Source organism: Pyxidicoccus fallax (genome assembly GCF_012933655.1).
GTDB lineage: Bacteria > Myxococcota > Myxococcia > Myxococcales > Myxococcaceae > Myxococcus > Myxococcus fallax.
In genome coordinates, this window is record NZ_JABBJJ010000134.1 from 1 (window position 1) to 24,751 (window position 24,751).

At 71.7% G+C, this 24,751-nt stretch carries 20 protein-coding genes; 5 read left to right on the forward strand and 15 right to left on the reverse strand.

Annotated features, from left to right (window positions below; genetic code table 11):
• Positions 1 to 17: 17 nt before the first annotated feature.
• The gene (gene map, locus HG543_RS26440) at positions 18 to 980 is read left to right on the forward strand and encodes a type I methionyl aminopeptidase (RefSeq protein WP_169347662.1); all 963 of its coding nucleotides are present in this window, start codon (positions 18 to 20) and stop codon (positions 978 to 980) included.
• Here map and HG543_RS26445 read toward each other — a convergent pair.
• Entirely contained in the window at positions 967 to 1,926 is a 960-nt protein-coding gene (locus HG543_RS26445; RefSeq protein WP_169347641.1) for a DMT family transporter, read from the reverse strand. The two genes, map and HG543_RS26445, sit on opposite strands and share 14 nt — an antisense overlap.
• Before the next feature lie 235 nt (positions 1,927 to 2,161).
• A complete protein-coding gene (locus HG543_RS26450) occupies positions 2,162 to 2,509 on the reverse strand; it encodes a DUF2917 domain-containing protein (RefSeq protein ID WP_169347642.1) in 348 nt (115 codons plus the stop codon).
• A gap of 195 nt (positions 2,510 to 2,704) precedes the next feature.
• On the opposite strand from HG543_RS26450, the gene HG543_RS26455 reads away from it, so the two are divergent.
• Positions 2,705 to 4,147 (forward strand): aminotransferase-like domain-containing protein, encoded by a 1,443-nt coding sequence (locus HG543_RS26455; RefSeq protein ID WP_169347643.1) that lies wholly within the window; start codon positions 2,705 to 2,707, stop codon positions 4,145 to 4,147.
• 10 nt (positions 4,148 to 4,157) lie between these two features.
• Here HG543_RS26455 and HG543_RS26460 read toward each other — a convergent pair whose 3' ends face one another.
• From HG543_RS26460 to HG543_RS26510, 11 genes are all read right to left on the reverse strand, one after another.
• On the reverse strand, positions 4,158 to 4,895 hold the full coding sequence (locus tag HG543_RS26460) for a hypothetical protein (RefSeq protein ID WP_169347644.1): 738 nt from the start codon (positions 4,893 to 4,895) through the stop codon (positions 4,158 to 4,160).
• A gap of 52 nt (positions 4,896 to 4,947) precedes the next feature.
• A complete protein-coding gene (locus HG543_RS26465; RefSeq protein WP_343073442.1) occupies positions 4,948 to 5,598 on the reverse strand; it encodes a YiaD family glycine zipper/OmpA-like lipoprotein in 651 nt (216 codons plus the stop codon).
• A 236-nt stretch (positions 5,599 to 5,834) separates the two neighbouring features.
• Positions 5,835 to 8,045: a carbohydrate binding family 9 domain-containing protein gene (locus HG543_RS26470; protein WP_169347645.1), complete on the reverse strand. Its 2,211-nt coding sequence runs from the start codon at positions 8,043 to 8,045 to the stop codon at positions 5,835 to 5,837.
• Positions 8,046 to 8,386: 341 nt separating this feature from the next.
• Positions 8,387 to 9,643 carry an MFS transporter gene (locus HG543_RS26475; RefSeq protein WP_169347646.1) on the reverse strand — a complete coding sequence of 419 codons (1,257 nt, stop codon included), beginning with the start codon at positions 9,641 to 9,643 and terminating at the stop codon, positions 8,387 to 8,389.
• Between the two features lie 3 nt (positions 9,644 to 9,646).
• Positions 9,647 to 10,930, reverse strand: coding sequence for an ATP-grasp domain-containing protein (locus tag HG543_RS26480; protein ID WP_169347647.1), 1,284 nt, complete (start codon positions 10,928 to 10,930; stop codon positions 9,647 to 9,649).
• 23 nt (positions 10,931 to 10,953) lie between these two features.
• Positions 10,954 to 11,796, reverse strand: coding sequence for a nicotianamine synthase family protein (locus HG543_RS26485; RefSeq protein WP_169347648.1), 843 nt, complete (start codon positions 11,794 to 11,796; stop codon positions 10,954 to 10,956).
• Positions 11,797 to 11,807: 11 nt separating this feature from the next.
• The gene (locus HG543_RS26490) at positions 11,808 to 12,719 is read right to left on the reverse strand and encodes a phytanoyl-CoA dioxygenase family protein (protein ID WP_169347649.1); all 912 of its coding nucleotides are present in this window, start codon (positions 12,717 to 12,719) and stop codon (positions 11,808 to 11,810) included.
• A gap of 34 nt (positions 12,720 to 12,753) precedes the next feature.
• On the reverse strand, positions 12,754 to 14,121 hold the full coding sequence (locus HG543_RS26495) for a DUF3526 domain-containing protein (protein ID WP_169347650.1): 1,368 nt from the start codon (positions 14,119 to 14,121) through the stop codon (positions 12,754 to 12,756).
• The gene (locus tag HG543_RS26500) at positions 14,118 to 15,542 is read right to left on the reverse strand and encodes a DUF3526 domain-containing protein (RefSeq protein WP_169347651.1); all 1,425 of its coding nucleotides are present in this window, start codon (positions 15,540 to 15,542) and stop codon (positions 14,118 to 14,120) included. Before HG543_RS26500 ends, HG543_RS26495 begins: the two co-directional genes overlap by 4 nt.
• Positions 15,543 to 15,550: 8 nt before the next feature.
• The gene (locus HG543_RS26505; RefSeq protein ID WP_246357306.1) at positions 15,551 to 17,713 is read right to left on the reverse strand and encodes a TonB-dependent receptor; all 2,163 of its coding nucleotides are present in this window, start codon (positions 17,711 to 17,713) and stop codon (positions 15,551 to 15,553) included.
• Positions 17,714 to 17,723: 10 nt separating this feature from the next.
• Positions 17,724 to 18,470: an ABC transporter ATP-binding protein gene (locus tag HG543_RS26510; RefSeq protein ID WP_169347652.1), complete on the reverse strand. Its 747-nt coding sequence runs from the start codon at positions 18,468 to 18,470 to the stop codon at positions 17,724 to 17,726.
• A gap of 244 nt (positions 18,471 to 18,714) precedes the next feature.
• Between HG543_RS26510 and HG543_RS26515 the strand changes: the two genes are divergently transcribed.
• Together HG543_RS26515 and HG543_RS26520 are read left to right on the forward strand one after the other, a co-directional pair.
• Positions 18,715 to 19,377, forward strand: a complete 663-nt coding sequence (locus HG543_RS26515; protein WP_169347653.1) for a peptidoglycan-binding domain-containing protein — start codon at positions 18,715 to 18,717, stop codon at positions 19,375 to 19,377.
• A 27-nt stretch (positions 19,378 to 19,404) separates the two neighbouring features.
• On the forward strand, positions 19,405 to 21,741 hold the full coding sequence (locus HG543_RS26520) for an HNH endonuclease family protein (protein WP_169347654.1): 2,337 nt from the start codon (positions 19,405 to 19,407) through the stop codon (positions 21,739 to 21,741).
• 13 nt (positions 21,742 to 21,754) lie between these two features.
• On the opposite strand, the gene HG543_RS26525 is transcribed toward HG543_RS26520, so the two are convergent.
• Together HG543_RS26525 and HG543_RS26530 are read right to left on the reverse strand one after the other, a co-directional pair.
• Positions 21,755 to 23,485 (reverse strand): metallophosphoesterase, encoded by a 1,731-nt coding sequence (locus HG543_RS26525; RefSeq protein ID WP_371876527.1) that lies wholly within the window; start codon positions 23,483 to 23,485, stop codon positions 21,755 to 21,757.
• Positions 23,486 to 23,591: 106 nt separating this feature from the next.
• Positions 23,592 to 24,158, reverse strand: coding sequence for a cupin domain-containing protein (locus HG543_RS26530; protein ID WP_211194187.1), 567 nt, complete (start codon positions 24,156 to 24,158; stop codon positions 23,592 to 23,594).
• Positions 24,159 to 24,256: 98 nt separating this feature from the next.
• On the opposite strand from HG543_RS26530, the gene HG543_RS26535 reads away from it, so the two are divergent.
• Positions 24,257 to 24,718 carry an acyl-CoA thioesterase gene (locus HG543_RS26535; RefSeq protein WP_169347655.1) on the forward strand — a complete coding sequence of 154 codons (462 nt, stop codon included), beginning with the start codon at positions 24,257 to 24,259 and terminating at the stop codon, positions 24,716 to 24,718.
• The last annotated feature ends 33 nt before the right edge of the window (positions 24,719 to 24,751 follow it).

Genomic DNA, 24,751 nt, shown 5'->3' on the forward strand with positions numbered 1-24,751 from the left:
CCCGTACCCCTCCCGCCGTGCTGCCCGGCCCCAATGACACCTGCTGGTGCGGCAGCGGCACCAAGTACAAGAAGTGCCACCGCGGCGCCGACGCCGCCGAGGCCCGGAAGAAGGGCCCCGAGGTGGCTCGCAAGGGCGTGCGCCCCGGCGTCATCAGCCCGCGCCGCGAGGTGCCCATCCACATCCCCCGCCCGGACTACGCCCTGACGGGCCGGCCCTCGCGCCGCGCGGCGGGCTCGGACATCAAGACGCCGGACGTCATCGCCCGCATGCGCCGCGCCTGCAAGGCCGCCGCCGAGGTGCTCCAGGAGGTGGCCGCCCACGTCCGCCCGGGCATCACCACCGACGAGCTGGATGCGCTGACGCACGAGGCCTACATCAAGCGCGGCGGCTACCCGAGCACCCTCGGGTACCACGGCTTCCCCAAGTCGCTGTGCACCTCCGTCAACGAGGTCATCTGCCACGGCATCCCCGACAGCCGGCAGCTCGAGGACGGGGACATCATCAACCTGGACATCACCATCTTCCTGGATGGCGTCCACGGGGACTGCTCGGCCACCTACTTCGTCGGCAACGCGGACGAGGAGAGCCAGCGGCTGGTGAAGGTGACGCGCGAGTGCCTCGACGTCGGCATCGCCGCGGTGAAGCCCGGCCGGCCCATCAGCGACATTGGCCGCGCCATCGAGGACCACGCCACGAAGAATGGCATGAGCGTGGTGCGCGCCTACTGCGGCCACGGCATCGGCGAGACGTTCCACACGTCCCTGCAGATTCCCCACTATTACGAGCCGGACGCGAACACCGTCATTCAGCCCGGCATGATTTTCACGGTGGAGCCGATGATCAACCTCGGCGGCTGGGGCAGCCGCACGTGGGACGACGGGTGGACCGCCGTCACCGTCGACGGCAGCCGCAGCGCCCAGTTCGAGCACACCATCCTCGTCAACGACACGGGCGCCGAGATTCTCACGGTGCCCTGAGCGACGCGTCCGCGGGCACGGGCAGCCGGTGGATTCGGCTGCGCGCGCTCGCGAGGACGCAGAGCAGCACCAGGAGCGCGGCACCCACCGTGTCGCGCCCCACCGGCTCGCCGAGCAGCACCGCGGACGCGCCCAGCGTGAGGAGCGGCTGCAGGAGCTGGAGCTGGCTCACCCGCGCCACGCCGGCCAGCGCCAGTCCCCGGTACCACGCGAAGCAGCCCAGGAACATGCTCACGCCGGAGACGTATGCGAAGCCGGCCCACGCGCGAGGGCTCGCCGTCAGCAGGCGGGCGTCCACGCTCAGCCCGACGATGGGCAGCAGCACCGGCGCGGACAGCACCAGCACCCAGCACAGCACGCGCCAGCCGCCCAGCTCGCGGGAGAGGGCCCCGGCCTCGGCGTAGCCCACCGCCGCGGCGGCCACCGCGAGCAGCACCAGCCCGTCTCCCGACGTGGGCGCCCCGGCCCCCTGCGCCACGGCGAAGGCGAGCACGGCCACGAGGCCCGCGGCGCTGGCGAGCCAGAATGCGGCCGAGGGGCGCTCGCGGGCGCGGAACACCGCCGCCACCGCCGTGGCCGCGGGCAGCAGGCCCACCAGCACCGCGCCGTGGGAGGCTGGCATGTCCTTCAGCGCATGCGCCGACAGCAGCGGGAAGCCCACCACCATGCCGGCGGAGATGAGCGCCAGCCGGGGCCAGTGCCGCCGCTCCGGGAGCTTCTCGCGCTTCACGGCCAGCAGCACGCCCGCGAGCACCGCCGCCACCAGCGCGCGGCCGAGGCCCACCACCGTGCCGCCCAACTCCGGCACCGCGACGCGCGTCGCCGGCAGCGTCAGGCTGAAGGCCAGCACCCCCAGCGCGCCGAGGAGGAGTCCCTCGCGTGTCCTTGCCTGTTCCGTCAGGGTGTGTGCGCTTCCGGCCCGTGCGGGCGTGCTTCCTGGGTGCATGGTGTGGGTGCCTCGTGGGTGCCTGGTGGTGATGTCGTGGCGTGTGACCGTGTCCCGTGAGCCCGAGTGCCCCGCGATGTCGCTCGCGCTCCCGCCTGTGACGCCGTGGCGCATGCACGCGGCCCATGAGGCCAGACGTCACGCGATGCCGCTCGCGTGCCCGCGGGGTCTGGCTGGGTATGCGCTCGCGGCCCTGGGGCCTGGCAGTCAGGTGGCGTTGCCCTTGCCTGTCCCGTCAGGACGCGCACGCCGCCGCCTCGCCGCTCCTGGCGGACGGCCCGCGAGACACGCGGAAGCGCGTCGGCTTCAGCGCCTGCGCCACCACGTGCCCGGCCGCTTCCAGTCGCACGGTGTCCCCGGGCCCCAGCACGTAGTCCCGCGCGTCACCCTCGCACGTGAGCCACAGCTGGCCGTCGCCGCAGGTCAGCGCCAGGGCCTCATGCGGGTGCGCGCGCAGGCTCCACATGGCGCCTCGCTCCAGCCATACCGGCCCGGCGCCGCCGTCCCCAGGCGCTCCCGTCCTCCGGCGCCTCGCGAGCAGCCGCAGCCAGTCGTGAAAGGTGATGGGCAGTGTCAACGTCATCGCCGCGTCCTCCTGTCGCGCCCAACATGCTCCCGGCGGCGCGGGCAGAACAGATGCAGCGACTTTCGATTGTGACCAGCACAGTCGAAACAGCGTAAACTGTACCGGTCACTGTATCGGTCAGGTGTATCTGGGCAGCGGGACGCGAGCCGATTACCGATGACGGCTGGGGCGGCACACCCCGGGAGGACACGCATGGGCGCGCTGGCACACAAACCGAAGCTGTACGAGCAGGTCGCCGAGCGGCTGGGAGACGCCATCGCCGCGGGCACGCTGCGGCCCGGGGACCGGCTGCCGTCCGTGCGCCAGCTCAGCCTGCGTGAGCGGGTGAGCATCTCCACCGTGCTCCAGGCGTACCTGCACCTGGAGTCCATCGGCCTCATCGAGACGCGGCCGCAGTCCGGGCACTACGTGCGCCGCCGCGAGCGTCCCCGGCTCGCCGAGCCGCAGGTGTCCCGGCCCGCCGCGAGCGCCACTCCCGTGCCCGTCACCGTCAGCGCGCTGGTGGCCCGCGTGTACCGGTCCGCGCACGAGCCGCGCCTCGTCCAGCTGGGCGCCGCGTGGCCCGCGCCGGAGCTGCTCCCCGTCAAGCGGCTGCACCGCGAGCTGAACGCCCTCACCCGCGAGGCCGGGGACGCCGGCATCGGCTACGACCTGCCTCCCGGCTGCCTGGAGCTGCGCCAGCAGCTCGCGCGCCGCTCGCTGGACTGGGGCTGCTCGCTGGCCCCCGAGGACTTCGTCACCACCTGCGGCGCGTCCGAGGCCGTCCACCTGTGCCTGCTGGCCGTGGCGCGCACCGGGGACACCATCGCCATCGAGTCCCCCGCGTACTACGGCACGCTGCAGGCCATCGAGTCGCTCGGGCTGCGCGCGCTGGAGATTCCGAGCAGCCCCCGGCACGGCATGGAGCCGGACGCGCTGCTGGCCGCGCTGGAGCGGCGGCGCGTGGCCGCCGTGCTGGTGGTGCCCAGCTTCAGCAACCCGGTGGGCAGCTGCATGCCCGAGGAGCACCGCAAGCGCATCGTGCAGATGCTCGCCGAGCGCGACATCCCCCTCATCGAGGACGACATCTACGGCGACCTGCACTTCGGCCCGGAGCGTCCGCGCACGTGCAAGTCCTTCGACACCACGGGCAACGTGATGCTGTGCGGCTCGTTCTCGAAGACGCTCGCCCCGGGCTTCCGCGTGGGCTACGTGGCGCCGGGCCGCTTCAGGGACCGCGTGGAGCTGCTCAAGTTCTCGCACACGGTGGCCACGGGCACGCTGCCGCAGCTCACGATTGCGCGCTTCCTCCAGGAGGGAGGCTACGACCGGCACCTGCGCGCGCTGCGCCGCCGGCTCGCCGCCCAGGTGGAGCGCATGGCCGAGGCCGTGGCCGAGTTCTTCCCCGAGGGCACGCGCGTGGCGCGCCCCTCGGGCAGCTCGCTCTTGTGGGTGGAGCTGCCGCCGCGGGTGGACGCGCTGGCGCTGCACGCCAAGGCGCTGGAGGCGGGGGTGAGCATCGCGCCCGGCCCCATCTTCTCCGCGCGGCCGGACTCGTACCGCAACTTCGTCCGGCTGAGCTGCGGCCACCCGTGGACGCCGCGCATCGAGGGCGCCATGTCCACGCTGGGCAGCCTCGCGCGCAGCCTGGCGTGAGCGCGGCGCTTCAGCGGACGACGAGCAGCCCGGAGCCCTCCTGGCCCGCGCGGTCCACCGCCTTCGACACCGCGTCGAGCGCGGCGGCCGCGTCTCCCCGGCTCGCGCGCGATAGCGTCCGCTGGAGCAGGGACGTGAAGCGGGCCATGGCGCGCACCGGCTTGTAGCGCGGCGGGCCGCCCAGGTGCTCGCGCAGGTCATCGCGCACCTGCCGGACCTCCGCGCGCGTCCAGTACCCCAGCGAGGCCACCTCGCGCTGCAACTGGATGCCCACGCCCAGCTCCGTCCACGGGGCCCGGCCCCAGACGAGGTGCCGCCACAGCTGCTGCGTCCTCCCGGGGCAGGCCGAGCCGACGACGGCCTCCGCCGCCCGGAGGTCCTTGTCGTCCACGCTCCGCTCGGTGGCCTTCATCAGCACGTCGTCGGCCCCGAGCCCTCCCCGGGCGAAGAACTCGGCCAGCTCGTCGAGCAGGTCCACCGCCACGTCATCGAAGGGGGAGGGCAGCGGCTTCTTCAGCGCCGAGGCGCCGTGCTCGCGGAGGTGGTCCACCGCGCCCTGGATGTCGCGCAGGTACGTCTCCAGGTCCTCCCGTACGTCCTCCTGTAGTTCCCTGGCCGCCTGGGCGGTCAGGGGCCCCTCGCCGTCGGTCCACTCGCGCACGAACCACTTCCGGAAGGAAGCGAGCCGGGCCGGGGTCAGCACGTCGAGGAGGCCCTCGGGCGGGGTCAGCAGGAACTGGACGCTCATGGCCCTGTTCTACCCCGGGACGTGGCCCCGGGGTGGGGTGGTGAATCCGGCCTCAACCGCGCCGGGTCGCCTGGGGCACGTCGATGTGCAGCTCGACACGGCGGTTGGCGGAGCGGCCATCCGGGGTGTCATTGGGCGCCACGGGCTGCGTCTCGCCCTGGCCGAGCACCATCATCTGCCTGTCGTCCACGCCGCGCCCGCGCAGCACGCGCTGCACCGCCTCCGCGCGGCGCAGCGACAGGGCCTCGTTGTAGGGCTCCGTGCCGCGGCTGTCCGTGTGGCCCTCAATCGTGATGCGGTCATCGGGGTACTTCGAGAGGATGTCGCCCAGCTGCGTGAGCTGCGACACGGCCTGGTCGGTGAGGACGGCGCTGTTCGTCTCGAAGAGCAGCTCGCTGTCCAGGTTGACGAGCAGGCCGCGGTCGGTCTTGCGCGTCTCCGCGACCTTGTCCAGCTCCTGGGCGCGCTTGTCGAGGTAGTTGCCCACGCCGGCACCCACGGCCGCGCCCGCCGCCGCGCCCACGGCCGCGCCCTTCCAGCCACCCGCCACGGCGCCCGCGCCCGCGCCGACGATGCCGCCCGCCGCCGCGCCCGTCGCGGTCCGCTTGCCCGGCGTCGCGCAGCCACCCGCGCCCAGCATCGTCGCCGAGAGGAGCACCGCCGCCGCCGTCTTCCGAACCGTCGCGTTCTTTCGAGTCGTCACGTGAAGCCTCCTTGTCACTGGCTTGGAAGGCTCCACACGGTGGACATTCAATCGCCCGTTGGCGCGGGGGTGGCGGTTGCCTGGTGCCCAGGCGTCACGGCTCGCGTGCCCGTGGGGAGGGTGAAGCGCCACGCGCTCGGTAGCATGGCCGCACACCGAGCCAGCGTCAGGACCGCCACCCCGAGTGCCGAGCGCGTCCGGCTCGCGGGAGGTTCTGCCGCCCGGCTTCCCCGGCGTCACCACACGAGGGTGTGCGTGTACTTGAGGAGAAGCGCCCGGTTGTTGTTCTGCGGTGCCACGCGCTCGGTGGGATCCGACAGGCCGCGGGTGAGCCGCTCGTCGTAGACGAGCCAGAAGTCCTGGCCCTCGCGCACGTGGTAGCGCAGCCGCGCGTTGAAGCTGGCCCGCTTCACCACGCTGCTGTACTGCGCCAGCGTGCTCAGCGACAGGTGCGGGTCCAGCGCCACCTGGAGCCGCAGCCGGAAGATGTGTGAGTCCAGGGCCTGGTCGCGCTCAGGCGCGCGGAAGGCGTCGAGCTGGTACTCGGCTCCCACGTTGAGGTGGCGCGAGGCATTCCACGTGGGCCCCAGCGTCACGCCGATGCTGCGCCCGTCGTAAAGCCCGCCCGCCTCGACGGCGATGTCCGTACGCAGCCGGTAGCGGCTGGCCATGCCGTACTCCGCGCGGACGCGCTGGAAGGTGTAGCGCCCGGCGAGAATCGCCGCGTCTCCGCCCAGGAGGAACTCCGTCGCCACGTCCTCCGTTCGCAGCGAGCCCGACAGCGCCAGCTCCGAGCCACCCTGCGTCTCCATCCGCAGGAAGGGCTCGGCCAGCGCCGTCTCCACCACCCGGTCCGAGTTGCGCTGCCACACCTCGCCCGTGGTGCCCAGGCGGATGCGGCGCAGCGGCGAGGCCTCCGACAGCAGCCACTCGTATTGCAGCGCGCCGTCCGCCCAGCGCACGTCGCGGCGCGGCTCGAAGCCCAGCGGCGCCACGTAGCCGTCTCCCACCCAGTTGAGCCCGAGCCGGTAGCTCAGCCCCGCGGCTCGCCGGCGCTGCCAGTCCACCAGCAGCCGGCCTCCCCGCCCGGACGGCGGCGTCACCTCGGAGTCCGCGTCCGTCACCGGCGCCCGGCCCCAGCGCGTGCTCTGTGCCCACTTCACGCTGAGGTACTCGTCGCCAATGACGCGCAGCACGGAGTCCACGCCGTAGGCCAGCGCGGAGCGACCGTCGCCGTCGATGCGCGTGGTCAGCATCACGCCCACGCTGGAGCGCGGGTCTCCGAGCTGCCTGCGCACGCGCACGACGCCCATGTTCTCCGTGGGGCGCTCCTGGGTGGACAGCGCCTGCATGTCCAACAGGCCGAAGTCCCACGCGCCCGTGCGCCCCACCAGCCGCGCACCGCCGAGCAGCGGCACAGGCTGGCCGTCCACGAGCCCGATGCTGCGGCTGTTGAAGAGCCGCCCGTCACCGGACAGCCCGAAGGAGAAGACGCTCGCGCGCTCCAGGAAGAACTGGCGCTTCTCCGGGAAGAAGAGGGGGAAGCGCGTGAGGTTGATCTGCTCGTCGTCCGCCTCCGCCTGGGCAAAGTCCGTGTTCACCGTGATGTCGAGCGTGGTGTTGCTCGACACGCCGAGCTTCGCGTCCACGCCGACGTCGGCGCGCAGTCCGCGTCGCTGCAGGCCGAGGGTGCGCGTCTCGCCGGGGCGCTGGCGCTGCGTGTAGCCGCCCAGCGTGTACGGCGTCACGTAGACGGCGCGGCGGCCGTCCACGCCCCGCAGCACCACGTCCTGGAGGCGCGAGGGCTTGGCGTAGGCGCGCGGCCAGCGCGGCGGGACGTCCGGCCAGATGTGGCGCTCGTTGTGGCGCGCGAGCCAGCGGTACACCGACAGCCCCATCACCACCTGCCCGCCCTCGTCCTGGAAGCCGAGCGTGGAGAAGGGGATGCGCATCTCCGACGTCCACCCGTCCGCCGTGCGCTGGGAGGCCGCCTCCCAGTGGCCGTTCCAGCTCCAGTCCGCCTCGCCGCTGGCCATGTCCGCCACCACCGTGCCGTCCACGCGGATGCCGGTGGGCGTGGTGTAGAACCAGAGCGCGGTGTCCTCGTCGTTGAAGGCGTCCACGATGAGGCCGACCGTGTCGTCCCCGTTGTACTGGTCGCGGTAGAGCGAGTTGCCGCGCACGTCGTCCGGCAGCGAGTCCGACAGGCGCGCGGCCACGTACAGGGCGCCGTCGTCATAGGCGATGCGAATCTCCGTCCGCTCGGCGGGGGCCTTGCCGTACACGGGCTCGTAGACCGAGACGGGCAGCGACGGGATGGACTCCCACGCCAGTTCGTCCAGGCGGCCGTCCATGATGATGGGGCCGGACAGGCGGCCCAGGTCCATCGGAACCTGCGCTCCCGCGACGCTCGCACCCAGCACGCTCGTCAGGAGCAGCAACCGCATCGCGACTCGCGATGACACCGAACTCATGCGTCCTGCACCCCGCTCACGTGGCACGTCTGCCCACCGCGACGACATGACGGCTGCTGCCCGGACACCCGGCGCGCCCGCTGGCTGAGGCCGCGACGCGGTCCGCGGTGAAGTCGGGCTCATGTGTCCTGCTCCCCTCGCACCCAGTACGCACGCCAGTGGCTCGCACTGACCTGCGTGCCGTGACCTGCGCTCGGCACGTACGACAGTTGCCGCGGCGCCGCTCGGGGTGACGTCGGGTTCATGCACCTTGCTATCCAGCCCTGGCACGCACGCCAGCGGCGCGCGCGATCTGGCTCGTCCTGACGTGAGCCTCATGTTTCCTGCGCCCCGCGCGCCACCAGCCGGCCTCGCGCGCCGAGCGCCGCGACCATCGCCGACGACGTGAGCCCCACGCCGACGAGCAGCAGCCACGCCGCCGCGCCGCCGCGCTCCATCAGGTGGCCCGTCACGAGGTTGCCCAGCGCCGCGCCCAGGCCCGCGGCCAGGTAGTAGACGCCGTAGTACGTGCCCAGTCGCCGCTCCCCGGCGAGCAGCGACACCATGTCCATGGAGAAGGGGAACGCCACCATCATCCCCAGCGTGAGAATCGCCGTGGTGACGAGCACCATCGCCGTCACCACCTGCGGCGACGACCGGCCTGGCACCATCAACACCGCCATCGGAAGGAAGGCCACGCCCATCAGCGTGAGGCCCCGGACAATCGCCGAAGCGGGCGTCCACCGCCTCCGGCAGAACGCCGTGACGCGCACCTGGAACAGCACCATCAACACCCCAGAGAGGATGAACACCGACCCCACCCCCCGAGGCCCCTGCCGCGCCGAGTCCAGCGCCAGCGGCAGCGCGAGGTACAGCTGGTTGAACAACACCGCGTACCCCGCCATCGCCACCGCGAAGATGACGAAGTCCCGGTGTGCCAGCACCTCGCGCCACCCGTGCCACACCGGCGCCTTGGCCCCAGCCTCCGTGCCGCGCTTCTCGGGCAGGTACCGCCGCAGCAGCACCGCCCACAGCAGGAACAGCCCCGACGCCGTGAAGGCCAGCCGGCGGAAGTCCGAGCCCAGCACCCCCATGCCCAGCAGCGGCCCCAGCAGCGCCCCCGCCTGCGACAGCATCGCGGAGAGGGCGAAGGCCGCCGGACGCTCCTCGCGCTGCAGGCCGGACAGGTACGCCTTCATCGCCGGCGTGAAGAGCGCCGCCGCCCCGCCCGTCAGCACCGACGCCACCGCGAGCGCCGGCACCGACTGCGACAGCCCGAACAGCGCGAACGCCCCACTGCGCACCAGACAGCCGAGGACGATGAGCGAGCGGTACTCACCCCGGTCCGCGAGCGTGCCCCCCACGAGGTAGAGGCCCTGCTGGCTCAGGTTGCGCAGCCCGAGGATGAGCCCCACCAGCCATCCGGAGACGGCCAGCGAGGACAGGTGCCCCGCCAGGAAGGGCACCAGCATGTAGAAACCCAGGTTGAAGCCCAGGTCGCACCCCAGCAGCATCCGCACCGTGGGGTTCGCCGCGCGCAGCTGCGCCAGCGCTCCCAGCGAGCGGGCCGGGGGACTCGTCGCCTCGGCCATGGCTCACTCGACCTGGATGTCCAGCCGCGACACGGCCCACTCCGCCTTCCGCCGCGCGCCGAGCCCGTTCCGGTCCACCGCGATGACGTGCCCCATGAAGTCGTTGTTGTCCTGGGGCGCGCGCAGCGTCTTGCCCACCACGTCGTCCACCACCAGCCGGTGGATGTCCGAATCTCTCCGAACCTCGTCCGCCCCCCGGATGGACACGACGCGGCCGCCGCGCGGAGGCAGGAGGAAGTGCACCGCCGCGCTGGTGATGCCGGTGTCGCGCGGCTGCACCGCCGGACGCTTGTCCAGCGCGAGGTCGATGACGGCCGTGAAGAAGTCCACGCCAGTGACGAGCTCCACCAGCTCGAACACGTAGCTGCCGCCCATGCGCGCGTTGATTTCGATGATGCGCGGCCCGGCCTCGGTGAGCTTGATTTCCGTGTGCGTCAGCCCGTGCGTGTAGCCCACCGCCGTGAGCGCCTGCCGCACGCAGTCCGCCAGCGAGCGCGCGACTTCCGGGCGCAGGTCCGCCGGGTGCATCATCCCGGACTCGATGAAGTGCGGGTAGCCGACGAGGCTCTTGTCGGTGACACCGATGACTGCGGTGTCGCCGCGCCAAGTGCACGTCTCCACGCTGAACTCCTCGCCGCGGAGGAACTCCTCGACGAGCACCACCCCGGGCCGCGTCTGGCCGCGGATGTTCACCGGCGGCCCGAGGATGTGGGCGAAGGCCGCGCGCAGTTCGTCGGCGTCATGCGCCGCGCGCACGTCCTCGCTGGCGCACAGGTCCACCGCCTTGAGCACCACCGGGAAGCCCACCTCCTTCGCGAAGGCGAGCGCGGCGTCCAGGTCCGGCGTGGCCAGGAAGCGCGGACCCGCGAGTCCCGCGCGGCGGCACGCCTCGCGCATCAGGTGCTTGGAGCGCGCCACCCGCATCGCCGACGGCGGAGGGCCGGGCAGGCCCAGCGCCTCGGCCACGAGCGCCGTCGTCTCCAGGTAGTAGTCACAGCAGGTGAGCACCCCGTCGAAGCGGCGCTCCTTGTGCAGGGGCTTCAGCGCCGCGATGAGCTGCTCGGCGTCGTTCGTCTCCGCGGTGATGACGTCGTCCGCGAGCGCGATGAGCGGGTGGGGCTCCGGCTTCGCGCCGGAGGCCAGCAGGCCCGCGCCCTGGGCCCAGCCCGTGTAGTGCTCCGGCTTGCGGCTGACGAAGGTGTACCGGTGCCCCAGTGCGCGCAGCTTCCTCGGCAGGATGAGCCCGACCGAGCGCACCCAGCTCTCGATGACCAGGAGATTCGCCATGGTGTGTGTCTCTCTTGGGGGCTTCAGGCCGCGGCGTGGGTGGACGCCGCGGGCACCTCGGCGATGAGGACCGAGTTGACGACCTCGTCGTGCGGATGGATTTCCATGCGCGGCACGAAGGGCTCCAGCCGGCCGATGTCCACCTCCGGGTAGAGCAGCACGCGCAGCCGCGCCGAGCTGCGCGCCAGCAGGAGCGCGCCGGGCCGCATGCATGCACCCAGGTGCCGCAGCAGCTCCGTCTTCTCGCGCGGGTTCATCCCCACCAGCGCCGCCAGGAAGACGCAGTCGTAGTCCCCCAGGTCCGAGCAGGACATCACGTCCGCGTGCCGGTAGCTCAGCTGGTGCGTCATGCCCAGCCGCTCCGTCAGGTGACGCGAGACGTGGAAGGCGCGCTCGTCCATCTCCACGTTGTCCACGCGCATGCCGTGGTGCTTCGCGAGGAGGATGGAGGTGAGCGGCAGCGGGCCGCTGCCCACGAAGAGCACGCGCTCCAGCGGACGCGAGGCGGCGCCCTGCAGGGCCGCGGCCTCCAGCCGCGCCAGCTTCTCGTAGTTGCCGTAGTAGGGGAACCGCTTCAGCTCCGTCCAGGCGTCCTCGGCCTCGACGATGCGGGTGGACCACTGGCGCTCCAGCTCGAACTCGCCGCGCGCGCACACGCGCCACAGGTTCTCCCGGATGGCGTCGAGCACCGGGTCGGCCAGCATCCGCGCGGCGTCGGCCTTCTCCAGCGGTGACAGGGAGATGCGCACCAGCTCGCTGAACAGCTTGTTCACCTCGTCACAGGGCTCCAGCGAGGAGGCCGTAGCCAGTCGCTGATAGACGCGGTGGACCTGGACTGCCATGTCATTGGGGGGTGTGGGCAGCATGAGTTCCTCCGTCAGCGCAGGCGCTGGTCGGGCAGGTTGTTCATGGGCAGCGGCGTCTCGGTTCCGGCGTACGGCGGGGGCAACAGGGTGCGAAGTCTTTGAGTGGCCTCCTCGGGCCAGCCCTGGGGCACGTAGGGCAGGCGGTCATCCACGCCCGCGCGGAGCGTGTAGCGGGCGCGCAGCACCTCCGGCAGCGCCTCGTACGAGGGCAGGTACCAGAGGCTGAGCGCGGTGCGGTCCTCGTCGCTGTCGTTGGCGTGGGCGGCGTGCAGGAGCCGCGCGTCGGTGACGACGAGGCTGCCGGCGCGCACCGGCACGGGCTGCTCGTCCGGGTAGAGCTGGAAGGCGGGGGACGACGGGTCCTTCATGGCCCGCAGGTCCGGCGTGTACGTGCCCTTCAGCTGCGAGTGCAGCACGTGGCGCCGCCGGTGGCTGCCGGGGATGACGCGCAGGCAGCCGTTCGCCGGGTGGGTGTCCACGAGGTAGTAGATGAGGATGAGGTCCAGCGGCTCGGCCTCGTAGGCGGCCGGGTGGTCCCACATCGTCCCGTCCTGGTGCCAGAAGGTGCGGGGGGTGTGGGGCAGCTTGTTGAAGACGATGCCGTGCTGGTAGCGCGGCTCCGGGAAGCCCAGCGACGCGAGCCCCGCGCGCATGTTGGGGTGGCAGATGAGGTCCACGAAGCCCGGCTCGCGGAGGATGTCCACGAGGCTGCCGATGGCCCGGTGCTTCTCGCGGTACTCCGCGCTGCCCTGCTGCGCCTCGAGGATGCGCTGGGTCAGCGCGCGGAAGCGCCGCACCTCGTCCGTGTTCAGCACACCGGTCAGCACGGTGTAGCCGTCGCGCAGCAGCTGCTCGCGCCCGGAGACGGGCGTGGTTGGAGGGGACGTCAGGGGTTCATGGGCCCGAGCGAGTGAGGGTTCCAAGCGATACTCCCATTGGGGTGTGGGGGTGGGGAGCTCACGAGACGGCCCGGTCCATGCGGCGGCAGGCCCCTGGTACCAGCAGGGCGAGGGCGAGCACGGCGAGGCCGAGCCCCACGAGTCCCGGGAACAGGCGGGGCTCGGGGGGACGGAAGTGGTGGCGGGGAATGGCGTCGTAGTCGAGCGACGCATGCCGCGCGCCCTGGAAGACGGGCGGGTAGAAGTGCCGCTTGAGCTGCTCGTGGTAGGCGATGACGCTGTCGCGGTAGGCGAGCTGCGCGCCCAGGTCCGTGCCCGCCAGCCGGTTGAAGAGCAGCTGCACATTCACGGGCGGCAGCACCAGCGCCAGGTGCTCGGCCCACGTGTTGCGCCGCTGGAGCTGCTCGCGGTAGGCGCGCAGCGGAGCCTCCACGGAGGCGTCCCCCACCTCGTGCATGGCGTAGTACCAGGGCCACGAGAAGCGCTCTTCCGGAACCTGCGTCGAGGCCCACTCCGGCCGCCGCGCGACGAAGGGCTCCATGGTGGCGCGCTTGGGCTTGTCCCAGCCCGCGTTCATCTCCTGGCGCTGGGTGAGCGTCAGCTGGATGCCGCCCGGCACCGGGAAGCCCAGCGACAGGCCGAGGTTGAGCAGCGCCGGCACCAGCACCGCGCTGCCCAGCCACACGCCCACCAGCGTCAGTGCGGTGAAGGCGGAGGAGCGCCGCAGTGACGCCACCAGCAACACCACCAGGAACCACAGCGCCACCGAGCCCAGGCCGATGAACGCCGCGTACAGCACCCGCGCGTCCAGCGGGCTGCCCGTCCACACCACCGCCGCGCCCAGGAGCACCAGCACCAGGGCGGCGACGGCCGCCGCGCGCACGCCCAGCCGCAAGAGCACGAGGCGCGACACCGGCGCGGGCTGCGCGCGGACGAGGAAGGCCGTGCCCAGGTCCTCGTCCCCGGAGAGCACGTCATGCCCCAGGCCGATGACCAGCAGCGGCACGAGGAAGGCCAGCACGAAGGCCAGGTCGAAGCTGCCCGTGAGCTGCCGCACCGGGTTGTCCGGCTCCAGCGCGTGCAGCTGCGGCACCAGGCCCAACAGCCGCAAGGGCTGGCTGCCGGGGTACACGTCCCACAGGCCCGTGGACACGGCGGTCCACGGCGATGGCTCGCGCACGGTGGGCAGCGACAGGTAGTAGAGGACGAGGCCCAGCTCGGCGTCCGGCGCATGGCTCGTGCGCAGGTGGGCCTGCTGCTCCGCGAGCCGCTGCTCGCGCAGCGTCACCAGCTCCGCGTCCTGCCCGGTACGCTCCACGCCGAGGGCGATGGCGCCCAGGCCCAGCACCAGCACGCCCAGGAGGGCCGCCACGGACGCGCGGGACGTCCACAGCCTGCGCGCCTCGTAGCGCAGCAGCATGCTCATGACGCACCTCCGGGGCGCAGGCCCAGCATCGCCAGCAGCGCCACCGCCCAGCCCAGCAGCGCGGCGCAGGCCAGGCCCACCGGAGCCATCGCCTGGGTGAGCGCGGGGCGCCGGTACTCGAAGGGCGGGAAGTCCTTCCACTTGCTGGCGTCCAGCCGCTGCGCGCGGTCGTTCACCGCGCGGATTTCGTGCGTGTGCAGCTCGTTGAGGCGCTGGATGAAGGCGTAGCGGTGGTCCTCCGCCTGCTGCTCGAAGTCGATGGCGTGGTGCGAGTCGGTGCCGGCCAGCGCCATGGAGGCGTTGCGCAGCGCCAGCATGGGGTTGAGGACGGACAGGACGAGGGCCGCGCGGTCCTGCGCGCGCCACGCGTCGAAGAGGCGGCGGTAGTGCTCCTCGAAGACGGCGCGGGTGGCGGCCTCGCTCTCGTGCATGGCCACGCCGCCGAAGTTGATGGGCAGGTCCTCCACTCGCTCCACGCCGTACTGGCGCAGGTACTTCTGCTTCAGCTCCATGAAGGCGGGGCTGTTCGGGCTGTGGCCATCCGCGGCGGTGCGCAGGGACTCCTCCAGCTCCGCGTCGAATTTCGCGGCCGACGGCGCCGGGTGGAGCCGGGCGGCCACGTGGGTGGCGACGCGCGGCACCACCAGCCACAGCCCCATCCACAGCACCAGGAGCGTCATCAGCGCCCCGCGCGTCTGCTGGTGCCAGGAGGACACCCAGACGGCGAGCGTGGCGCAGATGAGGCCGTACAGGCCGTAGCCCGCCAGGAGCAGCAGCGCGCGGGGCAGGGTGTCCGTGCCCGACGACAGCACGCCCGTCAGCACCGCCCCCACCGCCACGAGCAGCAGCGAGGGCACCAGGAGGAGCGCCACCAGCAGCCACACGCCCAGCACCTTGCCGGCCAGCAGCGTGCGGGGACTCACGCCCTGTGCCAGGAGCAGGCGCCAGGTGCCGCCCTCGCGCTCGCCCGCCACGGAGCCGGCGGCGAGGCAGAAGACGAGCAGCGGCAGGAGCAACTGGAGGACGAAGGCGGTGCTGGCGGTGCCCAGGCGCATCAGCTCGCCGGACTGCGCGGCCTCGCTGAAGGTGAGGCCGTTGCGCCGGTGCGCCTCCAGGTACACCGACGTGCCGACGAAGCCGTCCACGCCCGGGTCGAAGAAGGCCAGCGGCCCGGCGGGGCGGAAGGCGAAGGTGCCGTAGTGCGCCACGCGGTGCGGGTGGCGCGCGGGCTGGCCTTCCCACTGTGCGCGCACGAGCTGCTGGTGGGCCTCCCGCTCCTGGGTTTGCAGCGTCTGCCGGTACGCGCCCAGCAGACAGCCGGCGAGCACCAGCGCGCCGAGCGCCACCATGCCCACGCGCGCCGTGCGGTGGCGCAGGGCCCGCAGCACCTCGTGCCGCGCAATCATCCAGAGGGCGTTCATGGCCATGCTCAGAAGGTCATGGTGGTGGTGACGTAGCCCGCGCGCCCGTCGCCGGGCGTGTGCAGGACGGTGGGCCCGCTGAAGTCGCGGTACCAGACGGACGTGTCGTAGGTGGTGCCCAGCAGGTTGCGCAGCTGCACGCCCACGCGCGCCCACTGCGTCACCTCATAGGACGCGTCCAGGTTGAGCAGGGTGTAGGCCCCGTACTGGCCCTGGTCGTTCTCCTTCGTGAGGTGGTAGTCGCCCTGCGCGTAGAGCCAGAGGGACAGGTGCAGCGCGGTGAGCGGCGCGTAGTCCACGCCCGTCTTCGCGCTGAAGTCCGGCACGTGGTCCAGCTGCTTGCCCAGGCGCGCGGGGTGGGCCGGACCGGGCTCCGTCTGCCACGCGACGTGGCGACTGAAGGAGCCCCACAGCGTCACCTGCGTGAGCGGCCGCACCGTCAGCTCCACGTCGAAGCCCTCGCGGCGGGTGCGGCCCACGTTCTCCGAGTCGCCCGAGTCGTCGAACCGCAGGCGCACCTCGTTGCTGGCGTACTGCTGCCACACGGCCACGCGCGCGGTGAGCCAGTCGCGCGGCTCCAGCTTGTAGCCGGCCTCCCAGCCGTCGTTGAGCGAGACGGACAGGGGCTCGCCCTGCGTCTGGTACGCGCCGAGGCCCACGCCCGTCTGGAAGGTGCGGCCGTAGTTGCCGTACACGGTGTGTCCCTCCCAGGGCGTGTACGCGAGGCTCAGCTTGGGCTGGAGGATGAGGTCCTCGTCGCTGATGCCGTACTCGTCACCGGAGCGCCGGTCGCGGAAGCCGCCGAAGAGCCGGTCCGCGCGCAGCGCCGCCACCACGCGCACCCGGTCCACCAGCCACGCGCGCGCCTGCAGGTACGTGCCGAGCGCCTGGAAGTCGAAGTCCTGGTTGCGCACCGGGTCGCCGGAGCGCCGCCGCTCCTCCGTCTGGTAGCGCAGGTGCCGGTTGTCCTGGAGCTGGTAGTCCAGGCCCCACTCCAGCGCGAAGTCCTCCAGGCCGAGCGCGTCCGTGCGCAGGGTGAGCACCGAGAGGGCGCCGTACTGCTTCTCGTCCTCCACGCGCTCCTGCTGGATGGACTCGGCGCTGTGGCGCACCCAGCGCTTGCGCAGGAAGCCCTGGCCGTACGCCTTGAGGGACCACGTCAGGTCCGGGCTGAAGTCCCGGTCGAAGTGGACGCTGGCGTGCAGGTTGCGCTGCGTGCCGCCGTCCGCGCGGGCGTAGTCCACCACCGAGCGTGGCGCGGCGCGCATCTCGTCCGTGGTGAGGTAGCCGGGCGCGTCCGCGTCCATGTACGCGCCGCGGACGATGAGGCCCACGCGACCGCCCTTGTCGAGCGTGAGGAACCACTTGCCCGAGCCGGTGAAGCGGCCCTGCTCGGAGTTGTTCCGGTAGCCGGAGGAGCGGCGGTAGGCCGCCGAGTAGTTCTGCGCGAGGCGCCCGTTCTCGATGCCGATGAAGGCCTGGGGCTCGACGGTGCCGAAGCTGCCGCCGAGCAGCCGGAGTTGCCGCTCGTTGCCGCCGCGCCGGGTGACGACGTTGACGTTGCCGGCCACGTTGTAGAGGCCGAAGCGCGGGTCGTTGGTGCCCTTCACCACCTCCATGCGCTCGATGTCGAGCGGAGAGACGGTCTTCATGTCGGGCACGCCGATGTGGATGTTGCTGGGGATGCCGTCGATGAGCAGCTTCACGGGCGCCACGTCGCCCTGGGTGCTGAAGCCGCGCACGCCGATGTCGGAGCTGACGATGCCCTGGTTGAAGCCGTCCATGTAGACGGCCGGCGTGCGGCGCAGCACCTCCAGCGGCTCGTTGACGTTCTCCTCCGCGAGCTGCTCGCGGCCGATGACATTCACGGAGGTGAGCACCTCCGAGCTGATGAGCGCGCCCCTGCCGCGCCCTTCCACGGAGATGGTCTCTCCCATGTGGTCCGGGGACGCCTCGTCGTCGGCCGGAGCTGGAGGCGGGGTGGCATCCGGGCGGCTGGAGTGGGGCGCTCCCATGCCCGGAGACGCGCCGTCACCGGAGGCGGTGTCGCTGGAGGCGGGCGGAGGCGTGGCGGTGGCCGCGGGAGGGGTGACGCCGGGCGTCGCCTGGGCCAGGGCAGGCCAGGGGCAGCACAGCAGCAGGGCCGCCGTCAGGGGGAAGGGGGTCTTCATGGTTCCAGGCTCACGCCCCGGAGGCGTGCGGGAGAGAGGGCCCCGTGGCCCCCTCCGGTTCGAAGTGCTTCCAGTACAGGCGCTCCAGGCCCTCCTCCGAGAGGGAGGCCGCCGGGGTGAGCTCCACCAGCCGGCCCGCCTTCATGACGCCCACGCGGTGGGCGACGGAGCGCACGATGCTCAGGTCATGCGTCACCATCAGCACCGAGGCGCCCCGGGCGCTCAGGCGCTTGATGAGGTTTCCCAGCTCGCGGATGGAGACGGGGTCCAGGCCCGACGTCGGCTCGTCCAGCAGCAGTGCCTCCGCCTCGCGGGCCAGGGCCAGCGCGAGGACGACCTTCTGCCGCATGCCCTTGGAGTAGCCGCCGACGGGGCGGGTGGCGGCCTCGGCGGGCAGGCCGGCCTCGCGCAACAGCGTGTGGAGCCGCTCGGGGGGAGGGGGCGCCGGGAGCGCCAGGCCCAGGAAGTAGCCCAGGTTCTCCAGGCCGCTGAGGTGCGGGTAGAGCTGCACCTGCTCGGGCACGTAGGCGATGTGCCGGCGCGCCGTGATGGGGTCCGCCGCCACGTCCACGCCCTTGACGAGCGCGGTGCCCGAGGTGGGCTTCAAGAGCCCGAGGAACAGGTGGAGCGTCGTCGTCTTGCCGGCGCCGTTGGGCCCCAAGAGGCACAGCACCTCGCCGCCGCCGACCTCCAGGTCGAGCCCGTCGAGCGCCTTGCGCGCGCCATACGCCTTCGTGAGCTGTCTCGCCGTCAGCATGGAGTGTGTCGGGCTTTTACTGATTCCAACTTGCTAATGCAACTGTGTGGCTTTTGACTCGGCGTGGCGAGGGTGTGGATTTCGGGCGCCACGTACGTTTCGTGTAGGGGAGGAAGGGGGCGTGCCGCGTACGCCCTGGACGCGGGCGCGTCGGGGCCGGACGCGCGACGCGCCGGTTCGGGGGCTCGTGCCTGGGAAGACAGGGGGCCGCGCTCCAGGCACGCGGTTTGCGATGGGCGGGGCCATGTCATCCCAGCCCAGACCGATTCCGTCCGGGGGCGTCACGCACGTCGTCGGCGGAGGAGAGAACCTGGAGAGCATCGCGTACCTCTACGGGCACACCTCCGCGTTCATCTGGTCTCATGAGCGCAACGCGCCCCTGCGGGCCCTGCGGGACGACCCGCTCGTGCTGTTTCCCGGGGACCCGGTCTTCATCCCCCCGCTGCGCAAGAAGGTGGTGGCGGCCCAGACGGGACGCACCCACACCTTCACGCTGCGGGGCGTCCCCTCGCTGCTGCGCTTCCGGGCACGCGTGGGTGGCCAGCCGCTGGCGGACATGCCCTATGTCGTGGAGGTGGACGGCCGCGAGCACCACGGCACCACCGACGCGCAGGGGGCGCTGGAGTGCCGCGTCCGGCCCGACGCCGACGTGGCGCTCGTGCGCGTGGGCTCGCTGCCCTTCGAGTGGACCTACCGACTCGATTTGCGGGCGCTGCACCCGGTGACGGAGGACTCGGGCCTGCGCGCGCGGCTGACCAACCTGGGCTTTCTCTTCCCGGCGGACGCGCGGGCCTCCGGGGCGCTCGCGGGCGCGCTGCGCGCGTTCCAGGCGAGCCAGTCCCTGCAACCCACCGGCGTCGCCGACGCCATGACGCGCGAGCGCCTGCGCCAGCTCCACGGCAGCTGAGCGGCCCTCGTCCAGGAGCCTTCCACCATGATTCCCATCATCAAGGGGCCCGCCCCCAGCAGCCTCGAGGAGGCGAAGTCCCAGCGGAAGCAGGACGTCAAGCTCTTCGGGAAGCATGGCGCCAAGACGCGCATCCTCTCGAGCAAGAAGTCCGGCACGAAGAAGCAGGCGGGCGTCATCTACATCACCGCGCTCTACCGGGCGAACGACGTGAAGGTAGCGCTCGTGCGCTCACACTTCGGCAAGTGCGTCTACTGTGAGACGCAGATTCTCACCATCAGCCACGGCGACGTGGAGCACTTCCGTCCCAAGAGTGAGTACACGTCCGGTGTGCAGGACGACTCGGGACTGGGCTACTTCTGGCTGGCCTACGACTGGGCCAACCTGTTCCTGGCGTGCCAGACGTGCAACGAGACGTACAAGGGCACCTACTTCGAGCTGATGCCCGGCGTCGACGGGCTCGCTCCCCCGTCGGGCCGAATGGCCGTGGACACCGACGTCTTCTCCTCCACGGAGCGCGCCGTCCTCATCAACCCGGAGCTGGAGAACCCCCGCTACTTCATCCAGTTCGACCCCGGCACGGGCGTGTTGTCGGCACGGGAGACCCCCACGTTCTTCATGGACTCGGCGCGGGTCGGAAAGATGGTGACGGCCCTGGGCCTCAACCGACCGAGCCTCATCGCCGCGCGGCAGCGCTACGCGGTGTTCCTGCGCTCCCTCTTCATCCAGGCCATCGCCGACCTGCCGACCAACGCGAAGCACCGGGAGCTGCTGGTTCACGCGGTCACCCAGCTCGACAAGCTCAAGAAGGAGCCGAAGGGCGAGGACGCGCGCGGAATCCAGGAGGAGCTCACGAAGCACTGCCAGGGGGTCTACACCCACGAGGGAGCGCTCCAGCCGGGAGGCGCGCTCAACCCGGCCGAGGCGATGAAGTGGCTGCACTTCTGCATCACCCCCCGGGCCGAGTACACGGCGCTGGCCCAGGACTGTCTGCTGACCTGGGTGCCCGCGCTGACGAGCACGCTCCAGTCCGTCATGGCGACCACCCAGACGACCGGCATGACCCCATCGGGCTCGGGGGGGCACACCACCACGCGTGACACGTCGTGGCCCCCGCTCCTGCTGCCTCCGGTGCGCCCGCACCTGGAGCGGCTCGAGGCCGCCGAGCGGGAGTTCGTGGAGAAGAAGACGAAGGAGATGAACGACGCCCAGGAGGCCCTGCGCGAGTACTACTACAACGAGGTCAACACGCTGGTGGCGGGCTTCGATGCGTTCCAGAAGAAGTTCGTCTCCGCCGACGCGGAGGAGCGCTACCTGGAGTGGTACATCGACCTCGACCACTGCAACGACAAAATCGAGGAGGTGGGAGGCAAGAGCAAGGAGGCGGAGCGCCAGCGGCTGCTGGAGCTGCTTGACGAGGAACTCACGAAGATCTCGCGGGGGCAGCTCGGGCCGCTGGAGGCGCGGCTGCGGAAGTTCTCCGAGGAGCACGTGAAGTACTTCCAGATGCTCCAGACGCTGCAGCCTTCCTGGAAGGCGGTGCTCGACACCTTCACGGCGGCGGAGTTCCTGATGGACGACATGCTCATGGCCATGCGCACGGCTCCCGCGCTGGACCCGGGCCCCACGCCGCCCGACGCATACGCCCTTCCCGACGCGCTCCAGGTCTTCCACCAGGAGCTGGGGCCCTCGCTCGCGGCCCTGTCCGCGGGCCTGAAGCTGCGGACGCAGGCGCTCCAGGAGCGGGTCGATGCGCTCCGCAAGTCCTATGAGGAGCTGGACATCCCCCACCGGCGGGGCGCCTGCGTCCTGCTGGGCCAGCCCCCTCAGAGGTGCCAGCAGTGGATGGCGCAGGTGTCGCTGTGCGTGAGGAATCTCAAGGGCGGCCTGGGGAAGGTCTTGCAGGAGGCGTTCGACCAGCGGGCGCCACATGCCGCCGAGTGCGAGAAGCTCTGGCAGGGCTTCGCGGAGACGGGGCTCGACACCGGGACCTGGCAGCGGGAGCAGATCAGCCACCTCATGAGCCTCGTCATCGACCTGGAGGAGGCGATGAAGGGGGCCGCTCCCGCGTTCGTCCCCGACAATGCGTCGACGTGGACCCGGACGCTCCCCCCCGTCAGCTCCACGCCGCCTCCGACCTACGTGCCCGTGAAGCAGGTGAAGCAGGGTTGGTCCATCAGCACGGCGAAGACGCAGCTGGATGCCTTCTGGGCGGGGCGGGCGAAGCTGAAGCGGCCCCGGGCCCTGACGAAGAAGCAGCAGGCGCAGTGCGACGAGCTCACCCAGAGGGATCAGCAGCTGCGCACCGTCTACCAGAAGCTCATCACCTTCACCGAGAGCGAGCTCTTCGCGCCCTCGGTCTGAGCGGGCCCGTGCCTCACAGGCGGATGGGCGGCTCGATGAGCACCGGCGGCGTGGCCTTCGGGTCGTCCGGCTCGAAGGCGGGCGCGTAGGGGCCGGCCCGCGTCGCCTTCCACTTCCTAGGCACGCGCTCGATGCCCACCGGGTACACCGTGAGGCGTCCGTCCTTCGCGATGTGGAGCCGCAGGAAGTTCTTCCAGTCCGGCAGCGCCAGCGAGATGAACGCCTCGTTGGAGTGCGCCCCGAAGAAGTTGACGCTCAGCCACAGGTACAGGCCCATGACGAACGGGCCCACCAGGAAGCCGCCGAGGAAGGTGAAGCCCGAGGACAAGAGGAACTTGCCCGCCAGGTGCATCCACCCCGCCGTGCAGTGCAGCCCGTCCGCTGTCAGCTCCGGACAGATGCCCAGCCCGCTCACCGTGAGGTACGTGCCTCCCCACGCGGTGAAGAACGCGGCCGCGATGTGTCCCAGCCCGTGCAGCGTCCCCGCCAGCCAGCGCCACTTGCCGAAGTGCGAGTCCGCCAGGCCGATGAGCCCGCCGATGGTGGCCAGTCCCAGCACCATCGTCCACGGCCGGCTCACCATGCTGTTGGCCACCGCCATCACCACCTGGCCCAGCTGCGACAGCCCCAGCGAGCCCACCTCCGCGTAGGCCGCGAGCGCCAGCAGCAGGTACAGCGCGCCTGTCATCAGACCGAAGAGCGGGCTGTAGCGGATGAGGAAGAGGTTCTTCCGCGCGAGCTTCCGGGACGTGCGCTCGTCCGGGAAGCTCTTCTGCAGGCGGTACCCGTCGCGCAGCACGTGCGCCGCGGGGGCGTGCGTGGGGTGCAGGAAGGCGCCGCCGCCGCCCGCGGTGATTTTCTGCCGGCCCGCCGCGTCCTCGTGCCGGCGGTAGTGGTGCAAGTCCCCCGCGAGGAAGACGCTGATGCGCCGGCCGAGCACCTTCTCCTGGAGGTACTCCAGGTTGTTCTCCAGGTAGCTGCCCTTGCGCCGCGCGGTGGCGGCCAGAATCCACGCCGGCTCCGCGTTGCAGAGGATGACGCGGTCGTCCGGGCCCATGTGCTGGGCCACCTCGCGGAAGTACTCCACCTGCGGCACGTCGATGTCGCTGTTGAGCTGCACGTCCGTGCCGATGAGCCACCAGTTCTGAGGCAGCTTCAGCGCGAAGTAGCTGCGGCTCTGCCGCGTGCGCCGGCCGGCAATCCACCGGTTCGCGCAGAACAGCCGCATGAAGGCGGACAGCCCGTCGTACCAGTCGTGGTTGCCCGGGATGACGAACAGGTCCGGGCTGGGCGCGGGCGAGCGGCGCATGGCCGCCTCGTAGGGCTGTATCAGCCGCTCCTCGTACGTCTCGCGGCTGGCGCCGGGGTACACGCCGTCTCCGCCGAGGACGAGGATGCGCCCGCGCTGCGTGTCGTGCGGCTCGGCGTGGGAGATGCCGCGCACCGGCAGCTTCAGCTCCGGCAGCGCCAGGAGCCGCGCCACCGTGTACGTGGAGTCCCAGCCGTCACCCGTGTCCGCCACGTAGTCCAGCCAGAAGTCGCCCTCGGGCAGCGTCTCCTGCGAGTAGTCGAAGTAGGGCGCCTGCGGCCGCACCACCGCCTCGATGAGCCGGTGGTCCGCGCGCGCGCCGAACACCGCCGCCACCAGCGCGTCCAGGCCCGTGCGCAGGAGCTGCGCGGGGTGCAGCCAGCGCACCATGCCCGCGTGGCGGTGCGGGTTCGTCGCCGTGCCGCTGTCGGACATGGGCACGCCCTCGCGCGGCGAGACGACGTAGGGACGCTCGACGGGCGCGGGGGATTCCGCGGACTTCTGGGCGGGCGGCTGCTGGCGTACCGCGCCGCCCTTCTTCTCACCGGCCATTCGGCGGGTTCTCCCGGGTGCCGTGCGTGAAGCGCAGCTCGGGCCCGGGGCCGGCGTACACCTGCACCGCCTTGAACGACTCCGCCGACACCACGCGCGCCGAGTGCTTCGCGCCCGCGGGGATATAGACGGCGTCCCCCTTGCCCACGCGCACCTTCTCGCCGGAGACCGTCATCTCCGCGGCGCCCTCCTGGATGTAGAGGATTTCGGCGCTCGAGTCGTGGACGTGCTCGGGGACCTCTCCGCCGGACTGGAGTTCCAGCAGCGTCATCGACGCGGCGGTGGCGCCGGTGGACGGGTTGAGCAGCAGCGTCGCGCGGCCCTTGCCGCCCGCGATGATGTAGCGCGGGGCCTCGGCGGAGGGCACGCGGTAGCGCACGGAGCCCGTCGAGGGCGCGGGCGTGGCCGGAGCCTGCTGGGCCGCGGGCTTCGCGGACGGCGCGGTGGACGTGGCGGACTTCGCGGGAGCGGCCTGGGGCTCCGGCTCGCGGGCCCAGGAGAGGGCGGCGGTGCCGAGCCCGGCCGCGAGCAGCGGAATCAGGAATCGTGAGCGCATGGCCTTCCTGGATTACCACGGCCGAGGCCCTTGTCTGGAGGGCAGGCAGGCGCGGTTCTTCGTTCCCTGGACGCCCGGCCTGGGGCACCCTGCCCGCCATGCCGGACTCCCCCCTCAAGGACTTCCCCGTCGTCGTCCCCTTCACGCTCCACTGGAGCGAGATGGACGCCTTCGGCCACGCCAACAACGCCCGCACCTTCACCTGGTTCGAGTCCTCCCGCATCGCCTACTTCGCCCGCATCGGCCTCACCGGGCCGTCCGGCGCCGGAGAGGACCGGACGCTGGGCGGCATCGGCCCCATCCTCGCGGCCACCAATGCGGAGTACCTCCGCCCCGTCGTCTTCCCCGCCCGCCTGGTGGCCGGCACCCGCGTCACCCGCATCGGCCGCTCGTCCATCACCATCGAGCACGCCGTGGCCGGCGAGGAGGACGGCATCCTCTACACCCGGGGGGGCTGCACCATTGTCACCTTGCGGTACGCGACCCACGAGAAGGTTCCCGTACCGGACGCCGTCCGCGCGGCCATCGAGGCGCTCGAAGGGCGCTCGTTCGGGCCGTGACGCTCCGGGTCAGCCCGGAAGGTGCATACCCGT